This is a genomic window from Kocuria palustris (genome assembly GCF_016907795.1).
Taxonomy (GTDB): domain Bacteria; phylum Actinomycetota; class Actinomycetes; order Actinomycetales; family Micrococcaceae; genus Kocuria; species Kocuria palustris.
This window is the reverse complement of the sequence record NZ_JAFBCR010000001.1, coordinates 891,352-911,095: the sequence shown is the minus strand read 5'-3', so window position 1 is coordinate 911,095 and position 19,744 is coordinate 891,352. Positions and strand designations below refer to the sequence as shown.

The 19,744-nt window shown below is 71.1% G+C and carries 15 protein-coding genes and 1 pseudogene; 11 read left to right on the top strand and 5 right to left on the bottom strand.

The window, feature by feature from the left end:
- Window positions 1–31: 31 nt before the first annotated feature.
- The 3 genes from JOE55_RS03925 to JOE55_RS03905 form a co-directional block, all read right to left on the bottom strand.
- The gene (locus JOE55_RS03925; protein ID WP_239546418.1) at window positions 32–1,213 is read right to left on the bottom strand and encodes a CAP and S-layer homology domain-containing protein; all 1,182 of its coding nucleotides are present in this window, start codon (window positions 1,211–1,213) and stop codon (window positions 32–34) included.
- 257 nt (window positions 1,214–1,470) lie between these two features.
- A complete protein-coding gene (locus JOE55_RS13035; protein ID WP_338125419.1) occupies window positions 1,471–3,135 on the bottom strand; it encodes a GH25 family lysozyme in 1,665 nt (554 codons plus the stop codon).
- 343 nt (window positions 3,136–3,478) lie between these two features.
- On the bottom strand, window positions 3,479–5,188 hold the full coding sequence (locus JOE55_RS03905; protein WP_204782093.1) for a sugar transferase: 1,710 nt from the start codon (window positions 5,186–5,188) through the stop codon (window positions 3,479–3,481).
- A 623-nt stretch (window positions 5,189–5,811) separates the two neighbouring features.
- Between JOE55_RS03905 and JOE55_RS03900 the strand changes: the two genes are divergently transcribed.
- The 4 genes from JOE55_RS03900 to sufU all read left to right on the top strand — a co-directional run bounded on the left by JOE55_RS03900 (window position 5,812) and on the right by sufU (window position 9,151).
- Window positions 5,812–6,468, top strand: a complete 657-nt coding sequence (locus JOE55_RS03900) for a 50S ribosomal protein L25/general stress protein Ctc (protein WP_204782092.1) — start codon at window positions 5,812–5,814, stop codon at window positions 6,466–6,468.
- Window positions 6,469–6,639: 171 nt separating this feature from the next.
- Window positions 6,640–7,221 carry an aminoacyl-tRNA hydrolase gene (gene pth, locus JOE55_RS03895; protein ID WP_029643662.1) on the top strand — a complete coding sequence of 194 codons (582 nt, stop codon included), beginning with the start codon at window positions 6,640–6,642 and terminating at the stop codon, window positions 7,219–7,221.
- 95 nt (window positions 7,222–7,316) lie between these two features.
- Entirely contained in the window at window positions 7,317–8,651 is a 1,335-nt protein-coding gene (locus tag JOE55_RS03890; protein ID WP_204782091.1) for a SufS family cysteine desulfurase, read from the top strand.
- Window positions 8,648–9,151, top strand: coding sequence for a Fe-S cluster assembly sulfur transfer protein SufU (gene sufU, locus JOE55_RS03885; protein WP_204782090.1), 504 nt, complete (start codon window positions 8,648–8,650; stop codon window positions 9,149–9,151). Before JOE55_RS03890 ends, sufU begins: the two co-directional genes overlap by 4 nt.
- Window positions 9,152–9,248: 97 nt before the next feature.
- On the opposite strand, the gene nhaA is transcribed toward sufU, so the two are convergent.
- Together nhaA and JOE55_RS03875 are read right to left on the bottom strand one after the other, a co-directional pair.
- A complete protein-coding gene (gene nhaA, locus JOE55_RS03880) occupies window positions 9,249–10,544 on the bottom strand; it encodes a Na+/H+ antiporter NhaA (RefSeq protein WP_204782089.1) in 1,296 nt (431 codons plus the stop codon).
- Between the two features lie 194 nt (window positions 10,545–10,738).
- Window positions 10,739–11,236 carry a DUF2505 domain-containing protein gene (locus JOE55_RS03875; protein ID WP_006214201.1) on the bottom strand — a complete coding sequence of 166 codons (498 nt, stop codon included), beginning with the start codon at window positions 11,234–11,236 and terminating at the stop codon, window positions 10,739–10,741.
- Window positions 11,237–11,602: 366 nt separating this feature from the next.
- Between JOE55_RS03875 and JOE55_RS03870 the strand changes: the two genes are divergently transcribed.
- The 7 genes and pseudogenes from JOE55_RS03870 (at window position 11,603) to JOE55_RS03845 (ending at window position 19,699) form a co-directional block, all read left to right on the top strand.
- Window positions 11,603–12,793: a glycosyltransferase gene (locus JOE55_RS03870; protein WP_204782088.1), complete on the top strand. Its 1,191-nt coding sequence runs from the start codon at window positions 11,603–11,605 to the stop codon at window positions 12,791–12,793.
- Between the two features lie 31 nt (window positions 12,794–12,824).
- A pseudogene (locus JOE55_RS13550) lies at window positions 12,825–13,127 on the top strand (4'-phosphopantetheinyl transferase family protein); the annotation flags it as partial.
- 453 nt (window positions 13,128–13,580) lie between these two features.
- A complete protein-coding gene (locus JOE55_RS13025; RefSeq protein ID WP_239546416.1) occupies window positions 13,581–13,841 on the top strand; it encodes an acyl carrier protein in 261 nt (86 codons plus the stop codon).
- Window positions 13,838–15,043 (top strand): acyl-CoA dehydrogenase family protein, encoded by a 1,206-nt coding sequence (locus JOE55_RS03860; protein WP_204782086.1) that lies wholly within the window; start codon window positions 13,838–13,840, stop codon window positions 15,041–15,043. Before JOE55_RS13025 ends, JOE55_RS03860 begins: the two co-directional genes overlap by 4 nt.
- On the top strand, window positions 15,040–16,026 hold the full coding sequence (locus JOE55_RS03855; RefSeq protein WP_197017353.1) for a class-II aminoacyl-tRNA synthetase family protein: 987 nt from the start codon (window positions 15,040–15,042) through the stop codon (window positions 16,024–16,026). Before JOE55_RS03860 ends, JOE55_RS03855 begins: the two co-directional genes overlap by 4 nt.
- Entirely contained in the window at window positions 16,023–17,036 is a 1,014-nt protein-coding gene (locus JOE55_RS03850; RefSeq protein WP_204782085.1) for a DUF1839 family protein, read from the top strand. The genes JOE55_RS03855 and JOE55_RS03850 overlap by 4 nt, the downstream gene beginning before the upstream one ends.
- Window positions 17,033–19,699, top strand: a complete 2,667-nt coding sequence (locus tag JOE55_RS03845) for a glycoside hydrolase family 2 protein (RefSeq protein ID WP_204782084.1) — start codon at window positions 17,033–17,035, stop codon at window positions 19,697–19,699. Before JOE55_RS03850 ends, JOE55_RS03845 begins: the two co-directional genes overlap by 4 nt.
- Window positions 19,700–19,744: the final 45 nt, after the last annotated feature.

The window sequence follows — 19,744 nt, the reverse complement described above, 5'->3', positions numbered from 1 at the left end:
GCGTCGTGCTGTGCCGGACCCGGAAGGCGGGTCAGGACGAGTAGCGCTGCAGGAACGCGGCCATGGCGTCGCGGTGGGTCTGATCCAGCGGGCGGAAGGTGCCGTCGTTCCAGCCGGTGGTGATGCCCTGGGCGCTCATCCAGTGGATCTCCTTGTAGAAGGCCGAGCCGGGGCGCACGTCCTTGAACGACGAAGAAGCAGGCGCGGTGTAGGCCGGCGATCCCGACATGCGGTAGAGCAGCGCTGCGGTGGCGTTGCGGTCGATGTCGTTCAGCGGGCGGAAGGTGCCGTCGGACCAGCCGGTGAGCAGGCCCTTCGAGCGTGCCCAGGTGATCTCCTTGTAGAAGGCCGAGGACGGGGACACATCCTTATAGGGGGAGACCTTGGGCGGAGTGTAGGCGGGCGAGCCGGCCATGCGGTAGGCGACCGCGGCCATGGCGTCGCGGTTGATGTTCTGGGTCGGGCGGAAGGTGCCGTCGGACCAGCCGGTGAGCAGGCCCTTCGACTTGGCCCAGCTGATCTCGGAGGCGAAAGGATGGTCGCCCGGCACATCGGCGAAGGGCCCGGCAGGGACGGTCTTGCGGGTCGCCTGAGGCTTCACGGCGGAGCTGGTGGTGGGCTTGGCCGTCGTCGTGGATGAGGTGACCGACGAGCGGGCGTCGGAGGGGCCGTAGCCCGAGGCATAGCCGTAGCCGTCGACGACCGAGACGATCCGCCAGGGCTGCCCGGTGCGAGCAAGGTTCCCGTCGGCGATCGTGACGCCGATGCCGATCACGTCGATCTTGGGGGAGAGCAGCACCTTGTTGTGATCAGGGGAGTTCTTCCACCAGGTGACGAGGGCCTTGGGGTTGATCGAGTACTCGAGGGCCGTGATCTCGTTCATGGCGTCCACGCCGGCGCCGCGTCGGGGATCGGAGACGAAGTTCAGGGAGTGGCTGACGTACTCGGCACGCACCACTCGATCGGACTCGTCCTGGGCGATGCCGGTGATCGTGGAGGAGTAGCGCACGGGCTTGAGGCCGCGAGCCGTCCGGTAGGCATTGATCTCGCTGAGGATCTGCTGCCGGTAGCCGTCCTTCTGGGACGAGGCCACGCTGACGATGTCCTGGGAGGCGGCCTGGGCGGGTGCGGGCCCGAGCATCACGGGCAGGGCAGTGAGGGCCGCGGCGGCCAGCGCTGCGCCGGCGAGTCGATGGCGAACGGAACGGGTCATGGGTCACTTCCCTTGCTGGCACGGACAATGTGCCGTCTGAGCGGTTGCATCTGGTCCCGGACGCAGGAGCGCGTCCGGGCGGTGCTGCGTCCGTGACGGGGAAGAGCCTCGGGGCAGAGCGTCGGGGCTCGCAGTCGCGCGCGGGTGACGGCTGCGAGCCGGGCGGGAGCGGCTGCGGCAGGGGGTCCTGCCGCAGCCGCGATGGTCAGCGGGTCCTGACGGCGCCCGAGCGCCGGGCGGGCGGGCACCGTCAGGGGTCAGTTGGCGAAGCGGTAGAGGAAGGCGGCCATGGCGTCGCGGTGGGTCTGGTCCAGGGGTCGGAAGGTGCCGTCGTTCCAGCCGGTGGTGATGCCCTGGGCGTTCATCCAGTGGATCTCCTTGTAGAAGGCGGATCCGGCGGGGACGTCCTTGAAGGAGGTGGTCCGCGGTGCGGTGTAGGACGGGGAGCCGGCCATGCGGTAGAGCAGCGCTGCGGTGGCGTTGCGGTCGATGTCGTTCAGGGGGCGGAAGGTGCCGTCGGACCAGCCGGTGAGCAGGCCTTCGGAGCGGGCCCAGGTGATCTCCTTGTAGAAGGCCGAGGACGGGGACACATCCTTGTAGGGGGAGACGCGCGGCGGGGTGTAGGCGGGGGAGCCTGCCATGCGGTAGGCCACGGCGGCCATGGCGTTGCGGTCGATGTTCTCGGTGGGGCGGTAGGTGCCGTCCGACCAGCCGTTGAGGTACTTCTTGTTCTTGGCCCAGGTGATCTCGGTGGCGAACTGATTGCTGGCCGAGACATCGCGGAACGGGCCGGCGGTCGTGGGCGCCGTCGTCGGGGCCTTGCCGCCGATCGGGCGATAGTTCGGGTTGATGGCCAGGTCGCGCAGCTTGGCGGCGCTGCCGCCGAACACGTTCGAGTCGCCGGAGAACGGGCCGGTCTCGGAGTACTGCCAGATGTCGTAGGTGCTCCAGCCGTTGGGCATGACTCCGGGGGAGCCGGTCCAGCGCGCGATCATCAGCGGGTGGTCGTTGAACCGAGCGGTGTTGCCGGTGCAGGTGGCCCACCAGTCGGTCGTCGAGTAGATCGCGGGCAGACGGCCCGTGCGCTTCTCGTAGCGGTTCGAGAAGCTCTCGATCCAGTTGACCATCTCCGACTGGGAGAGATTGAAGCAGATGTTGCCGTAGGCCGGGTACGGGTTGTACTCGATGTCCAGCAGGCCGGGCAGCGTGCGGCCGTCGGCGGACCAGCCGCCGCCGTTGTCCACGAAGTAGTCCGCCTGCGCAGCACCGGTGGAGGTGCGGGTCGGCACGGCGAAGTGGTAGGCGCCGCGGGTCATCCCGGCCTGATAGGAGCCGATGTACTGGCTGCCGAAGGCGGACGAGGTGTAGGTGGTGCCCTCGGTCGCCTTGACATAGGCGAAGCGGGCGCCCATGGAGTACTCCCGCGTCCAGTTCACCGACGGCTGCCATCCCGAGACATCCATGCCCTGGATGCCGGAGGGCTGCCAGGCGCTGCCGAGCACGCTCAGCGACATGGCGCCGATGGGACCCGAGGTGGACGACGCGGAGGCGGTGTCCTCGGGATCGGGAAGGTCCCCGCCCTCGATCTCCTCCATGGTCTCCTCGGAGTCCTCCGAGAGGTGCTTGGCCTCCTCGACCGTCTTCTGGTACTGGCCCATGGTGGCACCGGGAGTGTCATCGCCGGTGCTCGGAGCGGACTGCGGCAGCTCGGGGGCGTCGTAGGAGGCCACGGCCTCGTCGTCGTAGGAGACGACCTCGCCGTCGACCAGGGGCAGCTCGCCCGCCGGGGCGCCCGCTTCGGTGGTGCCGGTGGCGGGGGACTCCTCGGCGTGGGACGGGACGGCGGTGAGAAGGGAGGTGATGGTCAGAGCCGTCAGGGACAGCACGGAGCAGGTCGCGGTGTGGCGGGGGGAGGGAGACACGCGGGGCCTATCTGTTCGGGGGGGGGAGGGGGGGGTCAGCACCGCGACGCACCCGGGCGCGCGGACGCCCCAAAGCATAAGCGAGTCTCGGGTTATTTATCAGGTCGTTATCAGCAATTTCTGGGGAATCACGATACAGAACTGTATCGCTACTGATCGCACGTATCTGCGCAGATCACGAACAGATCAATAACAGGTTGGGGGACAGCCGCGCGATGCCGCGGCAGACGCCTCGAGGCCGCGCCACCGGTACCGGCGGCGCGGCCTCGAGGAGGTCGCCGGAGCGGGATCGGAGCCGGCGGCCAGTGCCGCCGAGCTCACGGCGTCCGCGCTGGGCTGAGACTCAGTAGGCGCCTTCGTGGGCGAAGACGGCCTTCACGGTGCGCAGGAGGATCAGCAGGTCCTCGAGCACCGACCAGTTCTCGACGTAGTAGAGGTCCAGGCGCACTGCCTGCTCCCAGTCGAGGTCCGAGCGTCCCGAGACCTGCCACAGGCCCGTGATGCCGGGCTTGACCCGCAGACGGCGGTGCACGTACGAGTCGTACTTGCTGACCTCGGAGTCCAGCGGGGGACGGGGTCCCACGAGCGACATGTCTCCGCGCAGGACGTTGAGGAACTGGGGCAGCTCGTCGAGGCTGTAGCGGCGCAGCACCTTGCCGGGGCCGGTCACGCGGGGATCGTCCTTCATCTTGAACAGGACGTCGCCGCCGGATTCGTTCTCCGCCAGCAGGGCCGCCTTGCGCTCCTCGGCATCCGTGTACATGGACCGGAACTTGAGCATCTTGAAGTGCGTCCCGTCCAGGCCCACGCGCTGCTGGCGGAACAGGACGGGGCCGCGGTCGTGGGCCTTCACCGCCAGGGCCACGACCAGCATGATCGGCGAGAACGCGATCAGCGCTGCCAGCGCACCCACGATGTCGACCAGGCGCTTGAGGATCCGCCGCGAGCGGGTCATGCGCGGGGTGGCCACGTGGATGAGGGGCAGGCCGGCGACCTGCTGCGTGTGGATGCGCGGACCCGCGATGTCCGTGAGCCCGGTGTTGAGCACGAGTCGCACGTGGGCATCGGCGAGGTACCAGGAGAGGTGGCGGATCTCGGCCGAGGTCAGCGGCGAGCTGTTGGTCAGCACCAGCGTCTGGATGCGGTGGCGGCGCACGGCCTCCAGGATTCCGGAGACCGAGGGGGTCTGGTCGGGGGCCAGCGCATTGGGGATCTCGATCTCCTCGAGATTCGAGGGCATCTGCTTGCGGGTGGTGGGGGTGTAGACCGCCACCGGGTCCAGCCCGGACTCGACGTGCGCGCGCAGCGACTCGGCGGTCTCGAGGGCACCGCGACGACGGCCCACGATCATGGTGGGCGCCATGGCCTCGCCCGCGCGACGGCGGCGGATCAGCTGGGAGCGCAGCATCACGCGGCCCAGGATCAGCAGCGCCGCACCGGCCGGCAGGGCCACGAGCACGTAGCCGCGCGCCACGGGCAGCGCCAGGGCGTAGGAGACGATCGCCACGGCGCTGAAGACCATCAGGGTCGCGGTGAGGACCTGCCGGGACTCCTCCATGCCGCTGCCGATCAGACGCACGGCTCGGGTGCCGCGCAGATCCAGCGCGCACCACCACAGCAGGCCGATGATCAGGCCCACTACGAGGTAGTGGATGCCGAACCGGCCGATGATCAGCTCGGCCTGGGCATCGGGGAGGCTGAAGCGGGCCACCTGGGCCAGCACGAGCGTGACCACGATGGCCAGGGCGTCCACGACCCGCATGCGGGTGACGTATCCGGTGCGCCACTGCTGCTCCGTGGCGGTCGGCAGCGGGCGGGACGGGGCATCCGGGGTGGGGATGATGCGGATGGGGCCGGTGGTCGGCTCCCCGCCGCTGCCGTCGGGCCGGCGGGGCAGAGGGGCAGGGTTGCGGCGCGCAGACCCCTTGTGCGCCGTGGTGGCCGCGGGGCCTGAGCCCGCGCCCTGCGACGGGTGCGCGCCGCGCTGCGAGCGGTACTCCCGGGCGGTCGTGCGACGATCGGTCTGCGGCGACGTGCCGAGCGATCTGTTCATGGATGATTCCTCCCCCTGGTGGAATGCGCCGAGGCGATCGCGCCTGGTCCCTGATCGGCGCCGCGGCACTGCCGCGGGTGCGTCGCGCGATGACGGCGCCGTCGATGAGGGCCACGCGCTGCTAGGGGCGTCCCGATGCTTTCCTGCGATGCTGATGCGGGTCAGCGCCCGCGACCTGCTCGGAATCCGCCGTCCCCACGGCTGATCTAGAGCGGGAGCGCGAGCATCCCACGCGCCCATCCTACGAGTCCCGAGCCCGATATGGGTGTTCCCTGCTGTGGTCTCTTGGTCGGGGCGTCGGGCGAGCCGGGGACAGCTCGACCAGTGTGACATGGGGCGATGTCCGCATTCCGGGGTCGTGAGCGCAGGCTGGTATGCTGTGCGGGCTGCCGAGGCGAGGGGAGCGCGCGGGTGAGATCCCGCGGACTCCCGTGATCGACGAGGCTGGTACCTGCTCTTCCAGCGCATCCGGAGCTCGAGGCTCGCGGATCCCGCGCACGGGATGATCCGATCGGATGCCTCGCGTCCGAGTCCGGAAATCCGTGGAGGCTGAAGGTCCCGGTCGCTCGCCGATCGGCACCGATGAACCACCACGAGAACCCGTTGCATCAGGAGGAGCCACCATGGCTGATACCACCAAGGTCCCCGGCGAGGTCCGCACCGACTTCGGCAAGGGCTACGCCCGCCGCATCCGCCAGGCCGACAAGATCCCCGCCGTCATCTACGGCGCCGGTCACGATCCCATCCACGTGTCCCTTCCGGGCCACGACATGATGCTGATCTCCCGCAATGCCAACGCCGTGATCGAGGTCCTGGCCGATGACGGCCAGAAGCACCTGGCCATGCTCAAGGACATCCAGCGCCACCCGATCCGCCCGGAGATCTACCACATCGATCTGCTGACGGTGAAGCGCGGCCAGAAGGTCGAGGTCGACCTGCCGATCAACGTCACCGGCGAGGTCGACCCCTCCGCGATCTACACGCAGGAGGAGACCACTCTCACCGTCATGGCCGACGCCCTGAACGTCCCGGAGCAGGTCGAGCTCGACATCGAGGGCCGCACGCCGGGCGAGCACGCGCTCGTGTCGGACATCGTGGTGCCGTCGGGCGTCGAGGTCCTCACCGACCCCGAGACCATGGTCATCAACGTCTCCGAGCCCATCGAGCAGGATCTCGGCGAGGAGCCGGAGACCGAGGGCGCCGAGGGCGAGTCCGGCGAGGAGTCGGGCGAGTCCGAGGGCGGCGAGGCTTCCGACGAGGAGTCCTCCGACTCCGAGTGATCCCCCTGTGCGCCCGGCTCCGGCCGACGGCGCACCGGATCCCGATGGCACCCCGTCCGCGCGACGGGGTGCCATCGTCGTCCTGGCGCGCGAGCGGGCAGGATGGACCGAGCGCACGGTGTGCGCCACGGACACGATGACGACGACGAGAACTTCGAGGAGCAGCCCCGCATGACGACCGATCGCTGGATCGTGGTGGGACTGGGCAATCCCGGTCCCCAGTACGCGGCCACCCGCCACAACGTGGGCCAGATGGTGCTCGACGAGCTCGCCGGCCGCACCGGAGGCAGCTTCTCGGCGCACAGGTCGCGGGCCCAGGTCATCGAGACCCGCCTGCGCCCGGGCGGCCCGCGCCTGGTGCTGGCCAAGCCGCTGACGTACATGAACACGTCGGGCGGGCCGGTGAGCGCGCTGCTGAAGTACTACGACGCGACCCCGGAGCAGCTGATCGTGGTCCACGACGAGCTCGACATCCCCTTCGACACCCTGCGCCTCAAGCGCGGCGGCGGCGAGGGCGGGCACAACGGGCTGCGCGACATCTCCAAGGCCACCGGCACCAAGGACTACCTGCGCGTGCGGGTGGGGGTGGGGCGTCCTCCGGGGCGCATGGACACCGCCGACTACGTGCTGCGCCCGTTCGGCTCGGCCGAGGCCAAGGACCTGCCGCTGCACCTGGACCGGGCGGCCGATGCCGTCGAGCGGATCATCGACGACGGCCTCACCGCCGCCCAGAACGCCTTCCACAGCTCCTGAGGCTCCGCTGGGCCGTCGGAGCCCTGGACTACCGTGGATACACCGTCCCGCGTCTCGTGCGCCGGACGGGCCCGACGCGATGGAGGCATCTCGACATGGACACCCCGAACGGACCCCTCGACGACGCCGAGGCCCGGCGCCTGGCCGCCGATTTCCCGATCCTGCAGCGCGAGCTCGACGGCCGCAGGCTGGTCTACCTGGACTCCGGGGCCACCTCCCAGCGCCCCGTCAGCGTGCTGGATGCCGAGCGCTCCTTCCTGGAGACGTCCTACGCCGCCGTGCACCGCGGCGCGCACACCCTGGCCGTCGAGGCCACGGACGCCTTCGAGGACGCTCGCCGCACGGTCGCCGGCTTCGTCGGCGCGCAGGAGGAGGAGATCGTGTGGACCTCGAACGCCACCGAGGGCCTGAACCTGCTCACCTACGCCTTCTCGAACGCGACCGCAGGCTCCAACGGTGCCACCGAGGCCTCGCAGCGCTTCCGCCTGGGTCCCGGCGACGAGATCGTGATCACCGAGGCCGAGCACCACGCCAACCTGGTGCCGTGGCAGGAGCTGTGCGCTCGCACCGGAGCCTCGCTGCGCTGGATCCCGGTCGACGACCGCGGCCTCCTCGAGCTCGAGGCCCTCGAGGAGGTCGTGACCGAGCGGACCAGGGTGCTGGCCTTCGCCCACGTCTCCAACGTCACCGGCGCCGTCAACGACGTCTCCGCGCTGGTCGCGGCGGCGCGCCGGGTGGGAGCGCTCGTGGTGCTCGACGCCTGCCAGTCGGTGCCGCACTTCCCGGTGGACTTCCATGCCCTCGACGTCGACTTCGCCGTGTTCTCCGGGCACAAGATGCTCGGGCCCACGGGCATCGGCGCGCTCTGGGGCCGCCGCGAGCTGCTCGAGGCGCTGCCCACCTTCCTGACCGGCGGGTCCATGATCACGCGGGTCACCATGGAGTCCAGCGAGTACATGCCGGCCCCCACCCGGTTCGAGGCCGGCACCCAGCGCATCTCCCAGGCGGTCGCCCTGGCGGAGGCCGTGCGCTACCTCGAAGGCATCGGCATGTCCCGGATCGAGGCCCGCGAGACCGAGCTCGGCCAGCGCCTGGCCGCCGGCATCGAGCAGATGCCCGGAATCCGGCTCGTGGGCCCGCCCGCCGGGCAGCCCCGTGTGGGCCTGGCCTCCGTGGTGGTGGACGGCGTGCACTCCCACGACGTCGGCCAGCTGCTCGACGTCGCAGGGGTGGCCGTGCGCGTGGGGCACCACTGCGCCCAGCCGCTGCACCGGCGGCTCGGCACCGCGGCGACCACACGGGCCAGCGCCTACGTGCACAGCACCACGGAGGACATCGACCGGTTCCTGGAGGAGCTGGGAAAGGTGCGGGCCTACTTCCGGGTCGGCGAGGACACCAGCGCCGCCAGCAGCGGGAAGGAGAGGGCATGAGCGAGCTCGATCAGATGTACCAGGAGGTCATCCTGGACCACTCCAAGCGCCGCATCGGCGAGGGCCTGGCGGCCGAGATCCGGGAGCAGCCCGGGCAGGACGCCGTCACGCAGCCGGTGGGGCAGGAGAGCGCCGCCGGGGCGGACCACGAGTACAACCCCACCTGCGGCGATGAGATCCGGCTGCGGGTGGGCCTGCGCGGTGAGGCCGTCGAGTCCGTGACCTGGGAGGGCGATGGCTGCTCGATCTCCATGGCCGCGGCCTCCGTGCTCTCGGAGATGGCGCCCGGATCCTCGCTGGAGGAGCTGCGCGAGCAGCTGGAGGCCTTCCGCGAGATGCTGCACTCGCGCGGTCGCATCGAGCCGGATGTCGAGCTGCTGGGCGACGCCGCGGCCTTCGCCGGCGTCTCGCGCTTCGTCGCCCGGGTCAAGTGCGCGGCGCTGGGCTGGGTCGCGGCCGAGAAGGCGATCGAGCGGGCTCAGGCCGGGCAGCAGGGCTGAGCGCCGGCCTCCGCCCTGGCTCACGACGACGGCGCTGCACCTCCTCGAGAAGGAAGGTGCAGCGCCGTCGTCGTCGGTTCGGATCCGAGCGCGGAGATCAGCCCATGGTGTCGACCTCGGCGCCCTCGTCGCGCAGCCTCTTGTAGTGGCGGTTGCGGGCCACGAGCAGGCCGCCGCCCAGCAGCGCGGCGATCGTGGAGCCGAAGAGGATGCCGACCTTGGCGTGGTCGTTGTGCGGGGAGCCGATGCCGAAGGACAGCTCGGCGACCAGCAGCGAGACCGTGAAGCCGATGCCGGCCACCATGGCCAGGCCCGCCATGTCGATCCACTGGTAGTCGCGGTCCTTGCTGGCAGGGGTGAACCGGTCCATCAGCCATGCGGAGCTGAAGACGCCGATCATCTTGCCGAAGACCAGTCCCAGCACGATGCCGACGGCCACGGTGTCGGTGCCCGCCGAGCGGATGCCCTCGACGCCTCCGACGGCCACACCGGCGGAGAAGAAGGCGAAGATCGGAACGGCCAGTCCGTTGGACAGCGGGCGGAAGCGGTGCTCGAGGGTCGGGGCCAGGCCCTGGGCGGGGTCCTCGTCGTTGATCACGTGCGGACGGGTCTTCAGCACAGGGGTCGCGAAGCCGAGCAGCACGCCGGCGATCGTGGCGTGGATGCCGCTGTTGTACATGAGGATCCACACCACGAAGCCCAGGGGCAGCAGGATGACCCAGGCGGCCCAGGCCCGCGCCATGAAGAACGAGGCGAAGCGGTGGGTCAGCACCCAGTACACGGCCAGCACGGCGAACGAGGCCAGCAGGGGCAGGAAGCTGAAGCCGTGGCTGTAGAAGATGGCGATGATGACGATCGCGATGAGGTCATCGACCACGGCCAGCGTGAGCAGGAAGGTGCGCATGGCCACCGGCAGCGCGGAGCCCACCACGGCCAGCACGGAGACCGCGAAGGCGATGTCCGTGGCGGTGGGGATGGCCCAGCCCTGGATGGTCGAGGGGTCCGAGCCGGCGGTCAGGTTGAGCACCGCGTAGATGATCGCGGGCACGGCGGCGCCGCCGAAGGCCGCCACGATCGGCACGGCGGCCTTGGCCGGATTGTGCAGCTCGCCGTCCACGAAGGAGGCCTTGAGCTCCAGGCCGGTCAGGAAGAAGAAGATCGCCAGGAGGCCGTCGGCGGCCCATTCGCCGACGGTGTGCGTGAGGCCCGGGACGGCGTGGATGCCGACCTCGGCGTCGCGCACTCCGAAGTAGAGGGACTCGGCGGGCGTGTTGGCCAGGACGAGGGCCGCGACCAGCGCCACGAGCAGCAGCACGCCGCCCACCAGATCCTGTCGCAGCGCGTCCCCGAGACGGAGCAGAGGCGATCTGTGGGCTGCGTGTTCCTGGGGCATCGAGGACCTTCCGTACGGCATGGCATCGACCCGTGCGGGACACCGGTCGCGGATCGGGCCAGTCTACGACCGCTGTGGTCCGCGTCGCGTCGCAGTGCCGAGGGGTCCGGAGATGACGGCGCCCCGGAGGCCCTGCCGCGAGGCGGGGCTTCCGGGGCGCGCAGCCGGTGCGGCCAGGACAGCCGCCGGGCGGGTCAGTGCGAGGCGATCCAGGCGTCGGCCTCTCGGGACTGCAGGCTCAGGGCCTTGCCCACATAGGGCTCGGCGGCCGAGGCGACCTTGCCGCCGACCAGCGGGATGTTGGCCTTGACGGTGACGTCCACGGCGACGTCGGTGGTCTCGCCCTTGGCGGTCAGGGTCTGCGTGCCGGAGCCCGAGACGGGCATGCCGCCCACGGAGACCTCGGTCTGGATGTCGCGGGAGCCGTTGTCGCGAGGACCGGACCAGGTGTCGACCTGGGTCACGGTGAGCCCGCCCTTGACGAACTTCTTCGCGATGTCCGGCAGCTTCTCCGCGCCCATGCTGCGCACGATCGTGACCTTGAACGGGCCCGAGGTGTCGCCCTCGACGTTCTGGGACACCAGGGTCGCGCCGCCGCGCTCGGCGACATGGCGGTTGAAGGCCTCATCGGTGAAGGTCTCGATGACCTTCTCGACGGGGGCATTGATGGTCTGGCTGGCGTTGACGGCCATGGGACTCCTCCTGCTGGGACGACGACGGGAGCTTGGTCGAGCACGCGGCGACCGTGCCTGCCCGAAAAGGCGGTGGGGCCGATCGCGCACTGTCATTCATCGGCCATTCTACGGCGAGACCTGGGACGGCCCTCGACGCGAGCCGGAGATCGACAGGTGAGGGGACGGCCGTGCGCATCTGTGGGGTCAAGTGGAGGTCCCGAACGCCGAGTCCGAGCCGCTCGACGCGTAGAGTCGCTCGCCGGGGTCGTCGCTCGGGGGAGCGGGCTTCGAACATCTTCATCCGGCGTCGCAGCGATCGAGGGGGCTCGATCCGCGGCGCTGTTCTGAGCCGGGTCGATCCGCCCGGCCGCTAGGGGGAACCGCATGGAGCACAGCCCTGCCATCGACGTCCTGCACGTCGTCGAGGCATTCGGCGGAGGCGTGGCCGCAGCCGTGCGCGACTACGTCCGGGATCTGCCCGAGGCTCGTCACCACATCGTGTGCCGGCTGCGCCCGGAGGCCGATGCTCTCGGAGCGCAGTGGCGCCAGGACTTCGCCTCCGTCACCGCCATCACCGGCGGTCAGCTGGGTGCCGTGCGCACCGTCCGCGAGACCATCCGCGAGCTGCATCCGGCCGTCGTGCACTCGCACTCCAGCTACGCCGGAGTGTGGGCCCGCGTTGCCGGCATCGGGCTCGACGGCTTCCGCTCGGTCTACACCCCGCACGCGTGGGCGTTCGCCCGCGAGGACAAGTCGCGGCTCGAGCGCGCGGCATTCCGCGGCGTCGAGCGCGTCCTGCTGCACCGCACGGACGTCCTGGCCGGCTGCTCGCGCGCCGAGCTGGCGCCGCCGCGCGCCTGGCGCTCGGACGTCGAGCTGGTCCACGTCCCCAACATCGCCGAGCTCGATGCGGACTCGACCCCCACTCTGGTGCAGCAGCCCTCGGATCCTCGAGGCCTCCTGATCGTGGGCTCGGGTCGCCTGACCGCGCAGAAGGACCCCGCGTGGTTCCGCGCTGCGGCGGAGGCCGTGCGCACCGAGGGCCATGCCGTGCGCGCGCTGTGGGTCGGAGGCGGCGATCAGCAGATGCAGGCGCAGCTGGAGTCGGCCGGCATCGAGGTCACCGGGTGGATACCCCCTGCTCAGGTGGAGCGCCACCTGGCAGAGGCGGATCTGCACCTGCGCACGGCGGCCTGGGAGGGCTTCCCCATCACCGTCCTCGAGGCGGCGCGCCTGGGGCGGCCCATCGCCGTGCGCTCGATCCAGGCCTTCCACGAGGTCTCGCTGCCCGTCGTGCTCGATCGGTCCTCGGATCTCGCCAAGCGCTGGGAGCGGATCGCTGAGCGCGCCACTCGCGAGCAGATGGTCTCTCAGCAGGACCGGGCACTGCGGGAGAACTGCGCCGGTGTCCAGCACGACAGGCTCGCCCAGGCCTACGGGCTCGAGGTCCGGCCATGGGGCGTGGGCGGACGAGGGGCTCCGGCGCGGCAGAGCGCGACGCAGAGCGTCGACGGGGTGACGCGCGAGACCGAGGGCTCCGCGGAGCTGGCAGGATATGCCGGTCCGAGCCGCTGATCCGCGGCTGGGCTGATCGAAGGAGCCCGCCATGTCCGCTGCGCCGCAGGCCTCCCGCCGCGTCGTCGCGGTGGGCTGCGACATCCAGGCCCACGGGCCGGTGGCGGAGGCGCTCGAAGCCTTCGGCCCGGCCTACCTCCGTCGTGTGCTCCACCCCCAGGAGAGGGTCGGCCTGGATGCTCCGGCGGAGGGGGCCGCACCCGATCCGGAGCTCACGGCGCGTGTGGCCCGTTTGGTGGCGCTCAAGGAAACTGTCATGAAATGTCTGGACCTCAGCGCCTCAGATCCGATTTCATGGACGGACATACGATGTGCACCGATCCGACGGCGCTCCTCCGCCGAGGGGGCCGGATCCGAGGAGCAGACCGCTCATCGGGTGCAGCTGCATGGATCGGCCGCGCTCCTGGCGCGGCGACGGGGGATCCGCAGCTTCCTGGCAGTGGCCTCGACCACCGTGCCCGCTGCGCGCACTGCGCAGACGGGGGAGACGGTGGTCCTTTCCGCGACGGCGAGAGCCGTCGCGCTGTCGGGACGGTCACCTGGGGGGAGGATCGAGGCGGGGACGGCTCCGGGGACGCTGGATGCGTCCCGGAGGCCGGGGGTCCCGGGGGATGCCGCGAAGTGCCGCTCAGCGGTCCGCGGCATGCCGGCCGGGGCTCAGCACAGGGGAACGGGGAATCCGCACGGCGATGTTCTGCCGGCGGAGGGGCTGCGAGCAGCAGCCGCAACCGCTCCCGCACAACAGGGGGACCCCTCAGGTCCCCCCGAAGAATCGGGGAGAAGCAGAATGAGCAGCACCGAAGAGATCATCGCCGAGGTCCGTCAGGTCGTCGCGCAGCATGCGCACCTGGCCCAGGACGCCGGCTCGCTGGCCGAATCCGACAGCCTCTATGCGGCGGGAATGACCTCGCACGCCTCCGTCAATGTGATGCTCGGGGTGGAGGACGCCTTCGATCTCGAGTTCCCGGAGCAGATGCTGACCAAGGAGACCTTCGAGAGCCTCGAATCCATCGCCGCCGCCGTGCGCACCCTCGAGGAGCAGCAGTGAGCGCCCCGACGCGCGAGCACCGCAGCGGTTCCGGCGAGGACATGGAGCGCAGGGACTGGTCCGAGCGGATCGACGCCGTGGTCGCTGCCGCAGCGGCTGCGGCAGCCGACGTCGACGCCCAGGGTCGATTTCCCCAGGAGATGCTGGACGCCGCGCGCGAGCAGCTGATCCTGGGCGCTCACGTGCCGGCCGTGCACGGCGGCCTGGGCCGTTCGATCACGGAGATCTGCCGGCTGGTGGAGGCGCTGGGCGCCGTGTGCGCGTCCTCGGCCGCTGTGATCGCCATGCACTTCAGCCAGGAGCTGTGCCTGACCCGCCACGTCGACCTCGAGGAGGACACCGCGCTGTCGCGCTTCACCTGCGCAGTGGCCGCTGAGCAGCTGCTGCTGGCCTCCTCGACGACCGAGAAGAACATCGGCGGCGACACGCGCACGTCGTCGTGCGCGGTCGTGGCCCACGACGACGGCAGCGTCACCGTGGCCAAGTCGGCTCCCGTGATCTCCTACGGGCGCTTCGCCGACGCGATCCTGGTGACGGCGCGCCGTGATCCGGAGGCACCGGCCTCCGAGCAGTCACTGGTGGTCGTGCCGCGCGAGCACCTGAGCCTGGAGCGCACCAGCGAGTGGGATGCCCTGGGCCTGCGCGGCACCATGTCCGAGGGCTTCGAGCTGGAGGGCACCGTGTCGGCAGACATGGTGCTGCCGGTCGACTTCGCGACCATCTCCGCACAGACCATGCTCCCGGCATCGCACACGCTGTGGGCGTCGTCCTGGCTGGGCCTGGCCACCGGAGCCGGTGCCGTGGCTCGGCGCTTCATCCAGAAGAAGGCCCGCTCGAACCCCGGGACCACGCCTCCGGGAGCCCTGCGACTGGCCGAGCTCGAGGTGCGGATCCAGTCGATGATCGACACCGTGCGCAGCTCGATCGCCCGCTTCGAGGAGGCCGCCCATGATCCCGAGCTGGCCACGTCCATGCACTTCGCGATCGCCATGAACACGCTCAAGGTCTCGACCTCCGAGTCCGTGCGCGCGATCGTCTCCGAGGCCATGGTCATCGTGGGCATCGCCTCGTACTCGAACACCGGCCCGTTCTCGCTCGCTCGCTCGCTGCGCGATGCCATGGGGCCGTCGCTGCAGGTCAACAACGACCGCATCCTGAACAGCAGCGCCTCGCTGCTGACCGTCTCCAAGGGACGGGCATGAGCGGCGGGGCGCAGGCCGGGATGCCGCAGACTCCCGCGGAGGAGATGTCCCAGGAGCAGCGCTTCGAGGCCGAGCTGCTCCAGGCCGGGTGGCTGCTGCCCACGCTGGGACAGGGGATCACGGGCACCGGGGCGGTGATGGAGGCCGTCGTGCAGGGCCTGATCCTGGCCGCGCGCGAGCGAGCCGTGGACCTGCCCCGCCCCGGTCGGCTCGAAGCCGTGCGCTTCCCGCCGGTCAATGCCCGCAGCCTGCTCGAGCGCACGGACTACGTGGCCAGCTTCCCGCAGCTGCTGGGAACGATCGACACCTTCGAGGGCGACACGAAGGCTCATCGGCGGCTGCTGGCCGACCGAGAGGCGGGCCAGCCGTGGGACGGGCACATGTCGACCAGCGGCTATGCGCTGGTGCCGGCAGCCTGCCACCCGCTCTACGGCGCCCTGCAGCTGGGCTCCGCCCGGGGCGAGGTCGATGGCACGGTGTACTCGCTGATCGGCGACTGCTTCCGCAACGAGCCGTCGCCGGACCCCATGCGCTTCGTCTCCTTCCGCATGCTCGAGTTCGTGCTCGTGGGCACGCCCGAGCAGGCACTGGCCCACCGTCAGGCCATGCTCGAACTCGGCTCGGGGCTGCTGCGCGATCTGGGGCTGGATGTCGAGATCGAGAGCGCCAACGACCCGTTCTTCGGCCGTGCCGGCGTGATGCTGGCCAAGGGGCAGCTGCAGGCCGAGCTGAAGTTCGAGATCACGGCGCCGGTCTACGGCACCCATCGCACGGCGATCGCCTCCGGCAACTACCACGAGGACCATTTCGGCGCCGAGTTCGACCTGCATAGCGCCGACGGCTCGATGGCGCACTCCGCGTGCTTCGGCTTCGGCCTGGAGCGCGTGGCGCTGGCGCTGGCGCGGGTCCACGGCACCGAGCTGATGGCCTGGCCCGAGCAGGTGCGGGCCCTTCTCGGCCTGCCGACGGGGGAGACCGGATGACCGCGACGACCTCCGCCGCCGGACTCGGGGTCGCAGCGCTGAGCCCTGAGGGCTTCATCCAGCACCCGCTGCACCGGGATGAGTCCATCTGGTCGAACACGAACTGCTACCTGGACGTGTGGATCGAGCTGCTGCACGGTTTGGGGCATGCACCGGAGCCGCTGTTCGCAGCGGCTGTCGCGGCCACGGCCCAGGCGACGCAGTTCGAGTTCCTCAAGGTGGATCACCGCGACCTCGAGGAGGTCACCGGGATCCGGGTGGGCGAGCACGACATCTGGCTGGGACTGCAGGAGCAGGTCATGCTGCAGCTGGGCCTCGGGAACCCCATGCTGATCGAGGCCGATGCGTTCTGGCTGCCGGACACCCGAGGCGTGTCCTACGGGCAGGAGCACACCAAGACCTCGATCGTCGTGCTGCATGCCGATCCCGACACCCGTGAGCTCGTCTACCTGCACAACGAGGGGCTGCACCGGCTCGACGGCGCGGACTTCGAGCACGTGCTGGGTGCGGGCCGCAGCCAGGGGATCGTGCCCTCGCCCTACACGGAGCTGATCTCCCTGGCCGGCCTGCGCGATCCGCAGGAGGTCGACTCGGCGGCGCAGACCAGGCGCCTGCTGCGGCTGCATGCGGCCAGGGCACCTAAGTCGAACCCGGTCGCCGAGCTGATGGACATCCTACGCTCGCGCTTCGCCTGGCTGGCGGAGAACGGGATGGACGGCTATCACGCGCTGTGCTTCGAGACCACGCGACAGCTCGGCGTGGTCGCCATGCTGGCGGCCGCCGCATGCCGGCATGCCGAGGTGCCCGAGCTCGAACCGGCCGTCGAGGCCTGGACCGCCGTCTCGAAGGAGGCCAAGGGCATGCAGTTCCAGCTGGCCCGGCTGGCTCGCGGCCGGGGCTCCTCGGCCCTGGCGGCCACCATGGACTCCGCGGTCGAGCACTGGGCGCAGGCGGCGGAGGCGCTGGCCTCCTGGGCCGCCGACGGCGGCGGGTCCGAGCCCGCCTCATGAGTCCCGACCCGCTCGTGGACGACCCGCTCGGCACAGGCTCGGGCGGCGTCGCCCTGGGGAGGCTGAACTGGACACTGCACGGGACGGAGTCCGGGGCGATCGGCTGGACGGGTCCCTGGGAGCAGGCCGAGGCCCCGGTGCTGCGCGCGGGCGGGGTCTCGATCCTGAGGCCTCGGCTCGAGGAGCTGTCGCAGCTGAGCCTTCCCGCCTCCGTGCCCGGAACGCTCGCCGCTGCCCTGCGCGATGCGGGGCGCGAGCCCGTGACGCAGCCAGACGACCGCGACTGGTGGTGGACCACGCAGCTCGAGCTGCCCGCAGGCGAGACGGGCGGGGCGTGGGAGCTGCGACTGCGCGGGGTGGCGACCGTCTCCGAGGTCTGGTGGGACGGCCGGCGCGTCGTCGTCTCGGCCAGCGGCCTGGATGACGTGGTGGTGCGGCTGAGCGCAGCTCCCGGCCGCCATGAGCTGGCGATCGTGTGCCGGGCTCTGTCCCTGCTGCCGGTGCCGCGCCGGCCCCGGGGGCGGTGGCGCTCGAGCCTGGTGGCGGATCAGTCCCTGCGCTGGCGCCGCACACCGCTGATCGGGCGGATCCCGTGGGCCGGCACCGCCCCGGTCATCGGGCCATGGGGTCAGGCCTCTCTTCTGCCGGTCCCGGAGCACGGGATCGAGCTGACGGGCGTGCGCACGGAGCTCGACCGTGACCTGAGCCGCGCGGAGGTGATCGTCGGGTACCGCGCCGAGCGCGCGGGCCATCTGGAGCTGAGCTGCGCGGAGGCCGCCACAGCAGCGGAGGTCCCCGCCGGTGAGGGCCAGCTGCGTCTCGAGGTCCGCGACCCGGCCCTGTGGTGGCCCGCGACCCACGGCGAGCCCGCGCTGCACGAGCTGACCGTGCGCGCCGGATCCCGTCCCGGACAGCTGCAGCCGCTGGCCCGGCGCAGCGTCGGATTCCGCCGCTTGGAGGCGCAGACCGACGACGGCGGCTTCCGGCTGATCGTCAACGGCCGCCCGGTCTTCGCCCGCGGCGCCGTCTGGGCGCCCGTGGACCCGCTGAGCCTGGGCGCAGCGGCGGAGAAGATCGAGCGCACGGTGCGAGCCATGGCCGCTGCCGGCGCCAACATCCTGCGGATCTCCGGCACCGGAGCCTGGGAGTCCCCGGCCTTCTACGAGGCCTGCGACCGGTTGGGCCTGATGGTCTGGCAGGACGCCATGCTGGCCACCCTCGATCCACCGGAGGATCCCGACTGGCTGGGGCTGCTCGAGGCCGAGCTGCGGACCTGGCTGCCGCGCCTGGGGGCGCACCCGTGCCTGGCGGTGGTCTCCGGCGGCAACGAGGTCCTGCAGCAGCCCGTGCTGTGGGGCCGCAGCCCGCAGGAGATGGCCATGACCGCGATCGACGAGCTGATCCCGCGCCTGAGCGCCGAGCTCGTCCCGCAGGCCGTGCACGTGCCCACGTCTCCGTGCGGCGGGCAGCCGCCCACCCGCCCCGATCAGGGGATCTCCCACTGGTTCGGCGTGGGCGCCTACCGCCGGCCGCTGACGGACGCCCGCCTCAGCGGCGTGCGCTTCGCGGCCGAGGCCCTGGCCTTCGGGTGTCCGCCGCGCCCCGAAGCGATCGAGGCCGCCTTCGGCTCTGCGACGGCCGATCACGACGAGGCCGCCCGCGCGGCATGGTCCGCGGCGGCGGCCCGGGATCCGGGGGCCGAATGGGACTTCGAGGACATCGCCGCGCACTACGCCCGGCGCTGGATCGCTCCGGGGATCGAGGCCGACCGCGGTGCCACGGGATTGGTGGCCGATCATCCCGGGGACGTGGACTGGGACGGGCTCGTCCGCGAGGAGCAGCTGCGGCTGGAGCGCGCGGCATCGGCCCGGGCCGTGGAGCGCACCCTGGCCGATCTGCGCCGCCCGGGGTCGCGCTGCGACGGCGTGATCATCCTCGCGGCCCGGGACCTGGTGCCGGGGGCCGGCTGGGGGCTGCTCGACTCCGAGGGCCTGCCCAAGGCCACCTGGTACGCCATGCGCCGCGCCTGCGCCCCGGTCGCGGTGCTGCTCACCGACGAGGGGCTGGCCGGACTGCACGCGCACGTGGTGTGCGACCGCCCGCTGCGGCTGCGGGGAAGGCTGCGGCTGCGGGTCTGGACGCGGCAGGGCGTGCTCAGCCACGAGACGCACTGCGACGTGTCGATCGACGGCCCCGGGTCCGTCACATTCGTCGTGGAGGACGAGCTCGGCGGCTTCCTGGATCTCGATCGGAACTGGGGATTCGGCGACCGGCAGTGGGAGGCGCTGGCGGTGGATCTGCAGGTCGGACCGGATTCCGATCCGGTCGGGCCGGACAGCGCGCTCAAGACTGTCCGCCTCTTGGGGGGCGAGAGCCGTGACGCTCTGGCAGACCTGCGGACAGAGCCGACGCTCGGGAGACAGGACGATGAGTCGTCATACGAGCGCCGTGCCGGTGAGCCCGGCTATCAAGCCTGGAGCGGGCAGCTGAGGGTGAGTTCGGCGGCCTCATCGTCGTCCGTGCGCGTGCCCTGCGGGTCAGGCCGCATCCCGCTGGACGAGGGCTTCGACCTGGAGCCAGGCGGGATCCGGGACGTCGCGCTGGTCGAGGCCTGCGCATGGCCGCCCGTCGTCGTGTCTGGTCGCACGACGTCCGGCGGCTGAAGCGGCAGGGCAGCCGCTGTCCCCTCTTCCGGGGCCGGAAGGGGG